General features: G+C 67.5%; 13 protein-coding genes and 2 pseudogenes. 8 read left to right on the plus strand and 7 right to left on the minus strand.

What is annotated here, in order from left to right:
- Positions 1-235: 235 nt before the first annotated feature.
- Complete coding sequence (locus tag AAC944_RS00725; RefSeq protein ID WP_030608119.1) at positions 236-1,138, plus strand: NADP-dependent oxidoreductase; 903 nt, start codon at positions 236-238, stop codon at positions 1,136-1,138.
- A gap of 16 nt (positions 1,139-1,154) precedes the next feature.
- Here the strand turns inward: AAC944_RS00725 and AAC944_RS00730 are convergent, their stop codons facing one another.
- The gene (locus AAC944_RS00730) at positions 1,155-1,277 is read right to left on the minus strand and encodes a hypothetical protein (protein WP_368396740.1); all 123 of its coding nucleotides are present in this window, start codon (positions 1,275-1,277) and stop codon (positions 1,155-1,157) included.
- Between the two features lie 3 nt (positions 1,278-1,280).
- Here AAC944_RS00730 and AAC944_RS00735 point away from each other — a divergent pair, with 3 nt between their 5' ends.
- Positions 1,281-1,439: a hypothetical protein gene (locus AAC944_RS00735; protein ID WP_196942738.1), complete on the plus strand. Its 159-nt coding sequence runs from the start codon at positions 1,281-1,283 to the stop codon at positions 1,437-1,439.
- Between the two features lie 83 nt (positions 1,440-1,522).
- Here AAC944_RS00735 and AAC944_RS00740 read toward each other — a convergent pair whose 3' ends face one another.
- On the minus strand, positions 1,523-2,281 hold the full coding sequence (locus AAC944_RS00740; protein WP_030608116.1) for a MerR family transcriptional regulator: 759 nt from the start codon (positions 2,279-2,281) through the stop codon (positions 1,523-1,525).
- Between the two features lie 634 nt (positions 2,282-2,915).
- On the opposite strand from AAC944_RS00740, the gene AAC944_RS00745 reads away from it, so the two are divergent.
- Both AAC944_RS00745 and AAC944_RS00750 read left to right on the plus strand, forming a co-directional pair.
- On the plus strand, positions 2,916-3,404 hold the full coding sequence (locus tag AAC944_RS00745) for a glutathione peroxidase (protein ID WP_030608114.1): 489 nt from the start codon (positions 2,916-2,918) through the stop codon (positions 3,402-3,404).
- Positions 3,405-3,656: 252 nt separating this feature from the next.
- Entirely contained in the window at positions 3,657-3,905 is a 249-nt protein-coding gene (locus AAC944_RS00750; RefSeq protein WP_030608111.1) for a hypothetical protein, read from the plus strand.
- 460 nt (positions 3,906-4,365) lie between these two features.
- Here AAC944_RS00750 and AAC944_RS00755 read toward each other — a convergent pair whose 3' ends face one another.
- Positions 4,366-4,857: a hypothetical protein gene (locus AAC944_RS00755; RefSeq protein WP_196942736.1), complete on the minus strand. Its 492-nt coding sequence runs from the start codon at positions 4,855-4,857 to the stop codon at positions 4,366-4,368.
- An 81-nt stretch (positions 4,858-4,938) separates the two neighbouring features.
- On the opposite strand from AAC944_RS00755, the pseudogene AAC944_RS00760 reads away from it, so the two are divergent.
- Together AAC944_RS00760 and AAC944_RS00765 are read left to right on the plus strand one after the other, a co-directional pair.
- Positions 4,939-5,151, plus strand: a pseudogene (locus AAC944_RS00760) (IS630 family transposase); the annotation flags it as partial.
- A 185-nt stretch (positions 5,152-5,336) separates the two neighbouring features.
- Positions 5,337-5,471: a hypothetical protein gene (locus tag AAC944_RS00765; protein WP_368396741.1), complete on the plus strand. Its 135-nt coding sequence runs from the start codon at positions 5,337-5,339 to the stop codon at positions 5,469-5,471.
- A 39-nt stretch (positions 5,472-5,510) separates the two neighbouring features.
- Here the strand turns inward: AAC944_RS00765 and AAC944_RS00770 are convergent, their stop codons facing one another.
- A complete protein-coding gene (locus tag AAC944_RS00770; protein WP_030608102.1) occupies positions 5,511-5,882 on the minus strand; it encodes a cupin domain-containing protein in 372 nt (123 codons plus the stop codon).
- Positions 5,883-5,989: 107 nt separating this feature from the next.
- Between AAC944_RS00770 and AAC944_RS00775 the strand changes: the two genes are divergently transcribed.
- Together AAC944_RS00775 and AAC944_RS00780 are read left to right on the plus strand one after the other, a co-directional pair.
- Positions 5,990-6,820 carry a helix-turn-helix transcriptional regulator gene (locus AAC944_RS00775; protein WP_030608099.1) on the plus strand — a complete coding sequence of 277 codons (831 nt, stop codon included), beginning with the start codon at positions 5,990-5,992 and terminating at the stop codon, positions 6,818-6,820.
- A 268-nt stretch (positions 6,821-7,088) separates the two neighbouring features.
- Positions 7,089-7,820: pseudogene (locus tag AAC944_RS00780) on the plus strand (eCIS core domain-containing protein); the annotation flags it as partial.
- Between the two features lie 994 nt (positions 7,821-8,814).
- Here the strand turns inward: AAC944_RS00780 and AAC944_RS00785 are convergent.
- The 3 genes from AAC944_RS00785 to AAC944_RS00795 form a co-directional block, all read right to left on the minus strand.
- Positions 8,815-10,368 (minus strand): MFS transporter, encoded by a 1,554-nt coding sequence (locus AAC944_RS00785; protein WP_368396742.1) that lies wholly within the window; start codon positions 10,366-10,368, stop codon positions 8,815-8,817.
- Between the two features lie 172 nt (positions 10,369-10,540).
- On the minus strand, positions 10,541-11,251 hold the full coding sequence (locus tag AAC944_RS00790; RefSeq protein WP_030608090.1) for a tRNA-dependent cyclodipeptide synthase: 711 nt from the start codon (positions 11,249-11,251) through the stop codon (positions 10,541-10,543).
- Between the two features lie 7 nt (positions 11,252-11,258).
- On the minus strand, positions 11,259-12,041 hold the full coding sequence (locus AAC944_RS00795) for a 2OG-Fe(II)-dependent halogenase WelO5 family protein (protein WP_030608087.1): 783 nt from the start codon (positions 12,039-12,041) through the stop codon (positions 11,259-11,261).
- Between the last annotated feature and the right edge of the window lie 102 nt (positions 12,042-12,143).

A 12,143-nucleotide genomic window follows, 5' to 3' on the forward strand; every position in this document is an offset into this window, starting at 1 on the left:
ATTAGACCGCCCCAGGTCATGTGCTGCGGCACGTTCGCCGAATTGCCGAAGGTGACGTCAATGGGACGCCAATGGACGTCGATGTGACGTCCAGAAAAAGATCGTCCATGCCGTACGGTGTTCCTGGCGAACAGCATGCGATGTCGTACGCGCAGCCGGCGCGAAGCAGGCTCGATGCAGGCGTGCAGCAGGCGTGCAGCAGGCGCGACGCCCTGAGTTGCAATCGGAGCACATGATGAAGGCGGTCCGTTTCCGTCGCTTCGGCGGCCCGGAGGTACTCGAGATCGTGGATCTTCCCGATCCGCATCCGGGGCCCGGCCAGGTCCGGATTGCGGTGCGCGCGGCAGGCGTCAACCCGAGCGACTGGAAGAAGCGCAGGGGCCTGATGGATCAGGAGCTCCCGCAGACCATGGGCCACGAGGCGGCAGGCACCGTCGACGAGCTCGGTGAAGGTGTAGCGGACGTGGCCGTCGGTGATCGCGTATTCGGCTTCTCCGCCGAGGGGACGGCCCAGGCCGAGCTGACCGTGCTGGACCACTATGCGCCGATCCCGGCGTCGCTCGACTTCTCCGGCGCTGCCGCGCTGCCGGCTGCCATCGAGACGGCCACACGCACGCTCGACCAGCTCGGCGTCGGGAGCGGCAGCACGCTGCTCGTCAACGGTGCCTCCGGAAGCGTCGGCAGCGCCGCGGTTCAGCTCGCCGTGGTGCGTGGCGCGCTCGTGATCGGCACTGCCAGTCCGGCGAACCACGATCACCTGCGCTCGCTGGGCGCCGAACCCGTCGCCTACGGCCCGGGCCTCGTCGAGCGGGTCCGCGCGCTCGCACCCGAAGGCATCGACGTGGCGCTCGATGTCGCCGGGAGTGGGGTACTGCCCGAACTCATCGAGCTCACCGGCGGCGCCAAGCACGTCGTCACGGTCGCCGACTTCGGCGGTGCGCAGGAGCATGGGGTGAGGTTCAGCCGCGGGGACGCCGGTCGCGCGGTCCACGTACTCGCCGAGATCGGCGAACTGATCGAGGCCGGGCACTTCTCGCTCCCGGTCGCGCGCACCTTCCCGCTCGCCGACATCGCGGAGGCGCACCGCGTCAGCGAGGACGGTCACGTGCGCGGGAAGCTCGTACTGCTGGTCGGCTGACACGGCCCGGTCATCGTCATGCCGGGTTCTGCATGGCGACCGGGAGGGTAGTGGCAGCGACCTCCTCGTGTCCGTCCGTGTCTACGTCCATGCCCGTGACCGTGTCCGTGTCCATGCCCGTGTCCATGCCCGTGTCCATGCCGTGTCCGCCTTCGTCTTCGTGCTCGTCTTCGTGCTCGTCTTCGTGCTCGTCTTCGTGCTCGTCTTCGTGCTCGTCTTCGTGCTCGTCTTCGTGCTCGTCTTCGTGTTCGTCTTCGTGTTCTTCACCAGACCGGAGAGCACCCTGCTGAGGTACCGGTAGCAGGTTCGAACATCGATCGCCTGTCGTGGCATGAGGCCGACGCCATCGCGGGCTGTTCCCGCGATGGGCACTTGTGCCGCCGCTCAGCTCAGCCGGGTGGTCGCATAGGCATCGATCGCGTCGCGCTGGTACGCGGCCAGGCCCGGGGCGATCGCTTCGTACACGGTGCGCCAGGCGTCGTTGTCGACGCAGGAGCGTCCGATGGCGCGGTACTCCTCGGCGGAGACGGCACGCATCTGGGTCAGCGTTCGGTACTGGACGTCGATCTCAGCCTGGGTCGGCTCGGCGTCGGCCGGGTGGCCCGCTGTCATGAGTTCGGCCAGCCTAATCATCTGCGCGGTGCGCTCACGGTGCCCGGCGTCTGCGTCGGCCTGGCTCATCTCGGCAGCGCGCCGCCCGACCTCCTCGGCGAGTTCGGGGAAGTCGCGCATGTTCTCCGCGTACTGGGAGGGCGTCACGCCCTCGAACAGGTTCTCCGGTCGGTTGATGGTCACGGGACGGCCGTCCTTTCTGGACTGCTCCAGTTGGGCGATCGTGCGGAAGACGGTGCCAGCCAGGGCGTCGAGCCGGTCCCGCTCCGCGAGCAGCCTCTGGTGGTGGCCCCGCAGGGCCTCCACCTCATCGACCTGACCGGACAGAATCCGGCCGATCTCCGGCAGCCCGACACTCAGCGCCCGCAGCACGAGGATCTGCTGCAGCAGCAAGAGCTGCTGCTCCCCGTAGTAGCGGTGACCGTTGGTACCGATACGGGCCGGCGTCAGCAGGCCGGTCTCGTCGTAGTGGCGCAGCGTCCGGGCGGTCACTCCCGACATCCGGGCCACCTCCGAGATCGGCCATTCCATCGCCACTCCCACACATATGTGTCGCCGGGCCGGTCTTTCCGGCCTGGTCACGAGGCTAGAAGCTGCCGCAGCGGCAACTTCAACCCCGAGATTCATGTTCCTCGCAGCCGAACACGCAGGGCCCACCCCCTCCGGACCGAGCAGTCCCCGCCCGCTGCCGAAACTCGCGAACAACCCGCCGGTGCCACGGCGCGCCGCCGCGGGGACACACCGCCGTGACAGCCGCCGTTCCGCCGGCATCATGGGTCGGCCGTGTCCGTGTACCGCCGGATGCGCGCACATACCGGACGAGCCGCCCCCGTATCGCCAGGGGACCCGTTAACCAGCCATGACGGTCAGCAGTCGTGGCAAACCGGGTCCGGCCGCCCGGGGGACGCCCATCGCTGCCCCGCGGTCGGTGCAGAAGGCTGAAACGCATCGCGGGCGGACGACGGGATACCGGCGGCTCCTCTCCCGCGGGTCCTAGACGGGTACGCGCAACGGCGGGCCGGGTTCCACCCGCAGCCGGTTCGGAAAGAGGTTCAGCAGGGCGTACGCCAGTCAGTCGTCTGTGTACCGGCCCCCAGAAGGGCCGCTAAGCGGTGCTGCACAATTGACGCAGCCCTCGATCATCGCCTCACACATAAGGAACGCCATGTCCGCGCTCGACATCGAGATCGACGCCCTTGCCGGTGGTCCCGCCCAGCTCGCCCAGTACAAGGGCTCGGCCGTACTGATCGTCAACGTCGCGTCCCGCTGCGGTCTCACTCCGCAGTACGCAGCCCTGGAGCGACTGCAGCAGCATTACGCGCCGCGTGGCTTCACCGTCCTGGGGGTCCCGTGCAACCAGTTCATGGGCCAGGAGCCCGGCACCCCCGAAGAGATCGCCACCTTCTGCTCCACCACTTACGGCACCACCTTCCCAATGACGCAGAAGACGGACGTGAACGGCGACTCCCGTCACCCGCTGTACAGCGAACTGGTCGGCACAACCGATGCCGACGGCTACAGCGGCGACATCCGCTGGAACTTCGAGAAGTTCCTCATCGCCCCCGACGGCACCGTCGCCGCGCGCTTCGCCCCGCAGACGGAACCTGAGGCCGCCGAGGTGACGAAGGCCATCGAAGCCGTCCTGCCCAACTGACGGCCGTACGCGGGCACGCCATTCCCCTACACGTCGCACCGCACCAACTCGCCGCATCGACGAGACGCCTCATCAAGGCCACTGATCGAGACGGCTCACCGAGACGGCTCACCGAGACGGCTCACCGAGACGGCTCACCGAGACGGCTCACCTAAGGGCTCACCGAGACGCCACATCACCGTCCTATCGGCCCCGCCCCCGATACACCGCGCCGACTCCAGGCGACCAGTGGTCGGGGCAGGACCATGAGGCATGGGCCATCGGGCGGCGTACATGCGCTGGGCCGCGGCAGTTCTTGCGACCGCGGCCCTCGTCGCAATAGCCACCTGGGCCTGGTCCACCTACTCTCTGGGCGGCCTCAAGGACGTACTCACGGTCACCGGCTCGTTGATCGCCCTGCTCAGTCCGCTCTTCGCCTGGGCGTTGCGCCGTCGGCAGCACACCGCGCGGCACGAAAACCCGAGCAGCAGGTACGCGAGGACCTGCTGGCCCGGTACCTGACGGACGAGGCCGACCGCAGCCTACGGAATCCGCGCCCCCTGCCGGTGCAATACGCTCTTGGCGACCCGGCTCGCCAGACGGCTAATCGTCAGCACGACGGCCACGGCTGCCACGACAGCCATGACAGCCATGACAGCCACCGATGTAACCGCCCCTGCTGAAGCTGCCTCGGGGCGGATCGGGTGACGTAGCTGCTCCACGACCGCGCGACGACGCCATCCGTGGCCGGGCCGGCACCTGGAGCGTGGCGCCTCGGACACAGTGCCCGTTGACTGGCCTACCTGGCTCAGGCCTTGCTCGCCGTTCCAGGCCGCGCGCCATCGGTCAGCGGCTGAGCCGGTGCCGCCCTCACCAGCCCCCTCACCACACCACTGTCGCGGGCGCTGTCCCTCTGCGTAACGGGCCTGTGTTCTTCGGGCAGGCAGGTCCTCACTGAAGTGGCCGCTCGTTGACGGCAACCCTACTTCTTGAGGCTTTTCGTCCATTTACGCGATTGGGAGGCGCCCATCGCCAGGGTCACCAGTCCAATGCAGAACCACAGAAGGGACTCCAAGGTTGCCCCGACACCGGTTTCCCGGAAGTTCTGCTCGCTCCCTACCCAGGACTCTGCCGCATCAAGTTTCTCGCCGGCCGAGTAGTCGCTCGCGTTCTCGAGCGTTCCACTCCAGCCGTCGTTGTCGTCCCCGCCCCTTGGGACGAAGTCGCCACCGCACTCGTAATCAGAATTCTTGCCGCTGGGGTTGGTGTCGGTGCAGTAAGAGACCGTGAATGTACCGCGTGTGCCTACCAGACCGGTGGCCTGCACTCCCTGGATACCGTTGATGAGGACAGCTCCGGTGCCGACCAGCGTGAGCGCGATACCAAGCATCAGCCCGGCAACGCGCCAGCCCCATGCCGGCTTCCGCTCTTCCTGTCGCTTCTGACTCGACTCACGCGATATCGCACTGCTCATTCCAGCACCCTAGCGCCATGACCGAATAGGTTCGCCGGCTTGGCGGTCGTGGCGGTTGGATGGGCGGTGACGTCCGATCCGATTGCTGGAGGCGCGGCGGCCGAGCCGGTCCGTGTGCACGGACTGACCGACCAGGAGGGGAAAAAACTGCAGCAGACCGTGCGCCGCGGCAGCACCAACTCTGTGCGCTACCGGCATGCACTGGTGTTGCTGACCTCGGCCGACGGGAACCGTGTGCTGGCGACCGCCCAGCTGGTGCAGGCCGACGAGGACACCATCCGCGATGTGCCCCACTTCACCGAGAGGCCACCACCCGCCTCGATCGAGGCGCACTTCGGATCGCTGAGACAGTGCGCCATCGCCAACTGCAACCACCTCAACCGCCTCAACCACCACCGTGCCGGCCCAGGCCCCGCACGCCTACCTGCGTCGGCGCAACGCCAACGCCCGTCACCGCGACGTTCTGGCCGCTGAACGCCGTGAACGCACCCGCATCCAGCCGTACACGCATCCGCACCCGCTGCGACTGCCGCAGCGGCAGCGGCGGCAGCAGTGGCAGCAGCAGCGGCGGCAGCAGTGGCAGCGGCAGCGGCAGCGAGAAAGGCATCCGCTAGGGCGGACGCCCCTCGCCGCCGCGGCCTGACGTCGCTTCCTCAGCTGAGCGTTTCGACCGTCTTGGTCATCGGGCCTCCTGCGTCACCGGTGTTGAGCGTTCCCACCGGCTCGAACAACAGGATCGCGGTCTCCTCATCCGCCACCGGGCAGTGTGCGACCCCGCGGGGAACCACGAACAACTCGCCAGGTCCCAACACCACATCGCCACCGTTGAGCTGGATGGTGAGCCGCCCACTGATGACCAGGAACAGTTCATCGGTGTCCTCGTGAGCGTGCCAGACAAACTCCCCCTTCAGCTTGGCCAGCTTGACCTCGTAGTCGTTGAGGACCGCCACCTTTTTCTGCGTCCACAGCTCATTGAACTGCGAAAGCTTCTCAGCGAGGTTGACAGGAACAGCAGACGTGGACATACGGCATCCTTTCTCCAGACCGGCCACCGGGAGCGGCCTCTCAGGTCCTCCAGCCGGTGTCACGAGCCTGCCGCGCCCGGGCTCCGCCGGTCTTGTACGTTCCTGGCATGACCTCTGACCGACCCCACCCGTCCATCAGCGCCTGGAGGCCGCAGGTCCCCGGGATCGCCGAGGTTTTCCACGCACACTTCACCGACCACGCGTACCCGACCCACACCCATGACACGTGGGATCTGATGATCCTCGACGACGGCTCGGTGGACTTCGCGCTCGACCGCCACCGCCATGGAGCGGCCGGCAGCGCCAGTGTCCTGCTGCTGCCTCCCGGCGTCCCCCACGATGGTCGGACGGTCACCGCGTCCGGGTTCCGCAAGCGCAACCTTTACCTCGATGACTCCGTACTCCCGCAGCGTCTGGTCGGCAGTGCAGTGGATACCCCGGTCCTCAGTGACGGCCTGCTGCGGCGCCGGATCGGCCAGCTGCACGCCGCTCTCGCCCCTGCTGGAGATGGGCTCGAAGCCGAGTCCCGCCTCTCGTTCATCCGCGAACGACTCCACTTCCACCTCGCGGCGCTCCAGCCTCGCGCGCCGGGGCGTGAGGCACACCGGCTCGCCGCTGAGCTGCGGGACCTCCTGGACGCACGGATCCAGGCCGGCCTGTCCCTGCACGAGGCCGCGGCCACCCTGCATGCCCACCCCACCCACCTGATCCGCTGCTTCAAGCAGACTTACGGCCTTCCGCCGCACACCTACCTCACCGGCAAGCGCATCGAACAAGCACGTCGCCTTCTGCTCGACGGCCACCGACCCGCCGAGGTCGCCACGACCGTGGGATTCCACGACCAAGCCCACCTGAACCGACACTTCACGCGCCACGTAGGCACCACGCCCGCGCGCTACCAGCGCACTCGCACCGGTTCCTACGCAACTACTTCTTGAGCCCCAAGTTCGGGTGCTCACATCCGATCGACTCCTCAGCAGCCTTCGCCTCGCCGCTCTGGCGACGGAAGTCTGCTGGCAGCTGATGCGCAGCTGACGTGCCGCATCGGGGCCCTCCCCCCCCCGCATTCTGGGTTTCTCCAAGGCGTGTGAAGCGACCGGTCTGCCCTAAAGGCCGCCTCTTCCTGCCTTTCCGAACCTGGACGCAGCGATCACTCACCGGTACGACGGGAGGAGAACATCGCATCTCTCCATCGGAAGAGGCCCCTTGCGCGACCAAGACAACGCCAGGACGAACGGTGCCGATAGCGGCCGGAGTCCGGCCCGCCGGACCGCGGCGGGAGACCGGGCGCCTCTGCAAGGGGTGCCCGCCCTTCAGGCCGTCGTCGGGAACTCTGCCGTCGTACAGATGCTCCGCGATGCCGGACACCCCTGGGTGCGAACACAAACGCAGACACAAGCGCAGGAACAGCACCAGCACGGTCCCGGATGCGCTCATCGGCAGGCCGAGCAGCAGGCCGCCGTACAGCGCTCCGCCGTACAGCGCTCCGCCGTCCATGACGTGCTGCGCGCTCCTGGCCGCCCCCTCGACGACAGTACGCGCGGGGAGATGGAGAACCGGCTCGGCGCCGACTTCTCCGACGTGCGCATCCACAACGATGCCGCGGCCCGTGCGTCGGCCGCCGAGGTCGGCGCCCGCGCCTATACCTCCGGCAGCCATGTCGTCATCGGTGACGGCGGAAGCGACAAGCACACCCTCGCCCACGAGCTGACCCACGTCATCCAGCAGCGCCAGGGCCCGGTGGCGGGCACCGACAACGGGACCGGACTCAAGGTCTCCGACCCTTCCGACCGGTTCGAACGCGAGGCGGAGGCCAATGCGAGGCGGGTGATGAGCTCCGCTCCCGTGCAGCGGGCCGGTGGCCGTCAGGATGCGTCCCCAGGGTTCGCGCAGGACGTCGCAGCGTCCATGGTGCAGCGGGCGATGCGGATCGGGCCGCCTGGCCAGGCCCAACCCGAAACCGCTCAACAGCTGAGGGCGAATCCGCAAATCAGCCCCTTCATCGACAGGCACCCGTGGCTGGGCGCCCTCATTGACCAAGTGGCGGCGAGCCCGGTGGAGTACAACTTCCAGGACCCTCGTCACGTCGTCCTGTGGGTGGCCGGCCGGGAGGTCGCCGATCATCTTGTCGGCCTTGAGGCGGGCGCGGTCGGCAACGCGCGCGGCGGGACCGCTGACCCCGACCGTTTCGAGACGGCGAAGCGGATCCTGACTCAGGAGCAGCAGGCATACGCGACCGCCGGTGAGAGCGACGGCGGCGGCACGTACACACTCTTCGGCCAGAGTTACACCCTCACCAGACAGGGACAGGGGCACTACTACGCGACCAAGGTGGGCCGCAATGAGCCCGTGCTGTATCAGGAGCAGCTGTCGAGCGAGGCGCTGCGGGCCATCATCGACGCCGTCGATCAGGGCAGGAGGAACGGCGGCCGTCCGACGGGCGTGACGGAGCAGCAGGTCGACGAGTTCGTTTGCGCGTGCCTGGCTGAACCCTCCCGGTGGCAGGGGGAGCACGCGTTCAACATCTTCGCCGACCACGACCAGCCGCCGCAGCGGCTGACCGGCCAGGCCAAGGGCGCGCTGCCGATGACGACGGGCTCCACGTGGGAGCCGGCTCTCGTACAGCTCGGGCGCGAGACCCCCACACGTGCGGTGGCGTTCCTGAACACGGTGCCGTCTCTCCGCGGCGCGATCCAGAAGTCGTTGAAGAGGTCGACAGCGAGCCGGGAGGTATTTCTGCAGTCTGTGCGGGAGCACCTGTTCGGATAGACACCGGATAGGCATCGGATAGACACCGGATAGGCATCCGATAGGCATCGGGGGACAGCGGCCCGCCTCCGGGAAGCCGGCCTCTCGCCTGTACGAGGGCGTGGAGCGGCGGGCTTCCCGGAGCGGGGCGTAGGCTTGTCGACTCATGTCTACTCGTGCCGACTCAAGCCAGCTGCTTACGCGCCTCGGATTCGGTGGGGGCGGCCTGGGGCGAGCGAGGGCGGTTACGGCCGAGCAGCAGCGCCAGGAGGGCGGCAAGTGAGGTTGCCGTCACCCACCACATCGCGGCCTGGGTGCCGTGGGTGAACGTCTGGTGGAAGATCTGGGTGACGTCGTCGCCGCTCAGTGAGGTGTGCTGCCGCAGCAGGGTGAGTGCGTGTTCGGGGTCGGCGGCCACCTCGCGGGTCCAGTCGCCGGCCGGGATCTGGTGGTCGGCCAGTGCCGTGGTCAGCGCCGATTCGGACTGCTGGCGGTAGAGCACGATGCCGGCAGCCAGGCCGATGGCTCCGCCGAGGTTGTGGAACGTCCAGGAGGAGCCCACGACGTGGCCCGCCTGGCTCTCCGGTACCGAGGACAGCGCGGAGACGGTGGCCGGGCCGAGGATGAGAGCCCAGCCGAGGCCCATCGCCACCAGCGCGGTGCACAGCAGAACCAGGGAACTGTCGGGCTTCAGCTGTGCGAAGAGCACTCCCGATACCGTGAATGCGGTGAATCCGGCGACGAGGAGGCGGCGCGGGCCGTAGCGGTCGGTCAGCCGTCCGACGAACGGGGACAGAGCGGCCATCACGGCGGTGCACGGCAGCAGCAGGGCACCGGTCGCGTAGCCGCCGTAGCCCCGTACGTCGCTCAGGTACAGGGGCAGCAGGAACAGCACGGTCGCGTAGAAGCACGCCAGGGCGAAGTCGGAGACGATCGCGCCGAGGAACGCGCGGTGCCGGAAGAGACGGAAATCGATGATGGGGTCGGCGGCCCGGCGTTCCACCACGTAGAAGGCGGTGAGGGCGGCCGCCGCGAACGCCAGCAGCCCCAGTGTGCGGGGGTTGGACCAGCCCCAGGTGCCGCCGAGGGTGAAGGCGAGGACGACGGCCGGAATGGCGAGGCTGATGAGGATGAGGCCGGGCCAGTCCACCCCGGGCCCCCGTTGCTCGGCGCGGGACTCCTGGACGCTGAAGGCACAGATGGCCAGCGCGATCACGACGAGGGGAACGTTGAGCCAGAACACCCAGTACCAGCCCAGGGCGGAGACGATGACGCCGCCGAGCAGTGGGCCGATGGCCAGGCCGAAGCCGTTGACCCCGTACAGGGCGCCGATCGCCCGGCCACGCTGGGACCGGGGGAACGCGTTCTGCACGATGGCACCCGTGGAGGTGTACAGCACGGCGCCCGCCGCGCCCTGCAGGAAGCGGGCGGCGATCAGCCACCCGGTACTGGGGGCCAGGCCGGCCGCGAGCGAGGCCAGGCCGAAGACGAGGGTGCCGGCGAAGAGGACACGACGACGGCCGTAGGTGTCGGCGAGCCGGCCCATCGTCACCATGAACATCGACAGCGCGACGATGAACATGTTGACGATCAGCTGCAGGTCGGTCACCGAGGCACCGAGGTCGGACTGGATGCGGGGGGCTGCGGTGTTGACGATCGTCAGGTCGATGCAGCCGAGGAAGCTGATCAGGCCGACGCCGGTGAACGCCCACCATTTGCGGTTGTGGTCTGTGGTCACGCCTTCGTGTCCTCTGCGCTGGTCTTGACGGTGATGTGAAGGAGATGCAGATGCTGGTGATGGCGAACGGTTGACGGGTGGTTGGCGGTGGTGAACGGTTGACGGGCAGTTGACGGGCGGTTGTCGGTGGCGAACGGTTGACGGGCGGTTGGTGGTGGCGAACGGTTGAAGGTCAGGCGGCGGGCTCCGGGACGTTCGCCCGCTTCTTGAACCGCAAGGAAAGCCAGCCGCCTTTGCCGGGATAGTCATCGGTGACGAACAGCCGCTGCGTCTCGGCCATGGCGGCGGTCATCGGCTGCGGATAGATGACGTAGTCGTAACCGCGGTGCGCCCACAGCGGCATGATGATCGGGCATTCCTCGATCAGATAGGACAGGCACTTCTCGAAGGCCAGCTCGACGTCCGCATCCGGATCCCGCGAAGTGAGCCGTTCGATGAATCTGGCGATGGTGGCCTGTACCGCCTGCCGGTACCCTTCATCGTTCTCGTATGCGTACTCGATGCGTTTACGGAATGTGAAGTACTCGGGATCGTGCAGCGCCTGTCCCCAGCGGAGTACATCGTGCGGGACCGTGAGCCGACCGAGGATTTTCTCGTTGCGCTCAAGCCATTCGTCACCCTCCTGCAGAGCCTTGAAGTAGGCCTCTTCGACACTGATGTCGAGGTAATTGGTGCGTTGCAGGGTGTCGGCGACGGCGATGGTCAGGTGGGCGAATCCGCTGCGGTTGACCAGTTCTACGGTGGCCCGTAGCTTGTCGCCCTCGTGGTAGCGCTGCCCCACGCTCACCAGCAGTACCGCGCGCTTCCCCGTCAGGGTGAGCTGCTTGGCCGCCTGCCCGAAATTCGCCTTCGTACGGCCGTCCTCGGTGGAGTAGGTGTCCATGGCGGCATCAGCTCCACAGCGCCAGGGGGCGGTCGGGGCCGTAGTACCCCAGGAAGTGCCCGAGCGTGATCCGTGGTTCGTCACCGGAGGGGCGTACCGCGTGGATCTGGCGCGGGTTGAGCAGCAGCAGGTCGCCGGCGGACGGCTTGATGACCTCGACCGGCGGGCCGATCCTGTCGCGGTCGATGCCCCAGGTGCGGTCGCCCTTCAGGCCGTCGTAGACCTCCTCTCCCGGCTCGGTCCCCCATAGCTCCAACTCGCCGCCCTGCTCCGGAATATTGAGGTAGATGTTGACCGAGAGCTGAGCGGTCAGGCCGGCGGAGTAGCCGGGAGGCAGATTCCGCTCCAGGGCATCGGTATGAGGATTGAGGTCGACGTCCCTGTCCTGGTAGCGGCAGATTCCGATGAACGCCTTCCGCCCGTCGATGTGCAGCAGATTCGCTCCGGGCTGCCAGGTCTCTTCCAGAAGGAGCCGCAGCACATCGCTGGGCGAGGCGTACGGGGCGAACAGGTCACGCAGCCGGTGGATATTGCCGCGGGCCTCGGTGTGGTACCGCTCTCGCGAGGCCTCATCGCTGATCTCGGAGTACGCGAAGCCGATGCGCTTGAATTCTTCGGCCTGGCTCAAGCCACCTCTGTCCGGATGGTCCAGCAGCTGCGCGCGAGCCGAAGCGAGGGATTCCTTGTGAACGAATCCCGGTATGTGTACGGCCAGGTGCCTGCCCTCGACCACGCCCAGAATGTCGTCGTGGGACAGTTCCCGGGCGGTGGTCTGTCTTATCGCGGTCATGTCGCTCCCCCAGTGCGGGTCATGAATACCGCCGCTCCTCCGGGCGGTTGGCATGTAGTACACGGGAGACGCCACGACTCAAACAAGGTCTTTCATGGCGTG

The sequence above is a fragment of the Streptomyces sclerotialus genome (assembly GCF_040907265.1).
GTDB classification, from domain to species: domain Bacteria; phylum Actinomycetota; class Actinomycetes; order Streptomycetales; family Streptomycetaceae; genus Streptomyces; species Streptomyces sclerotialus.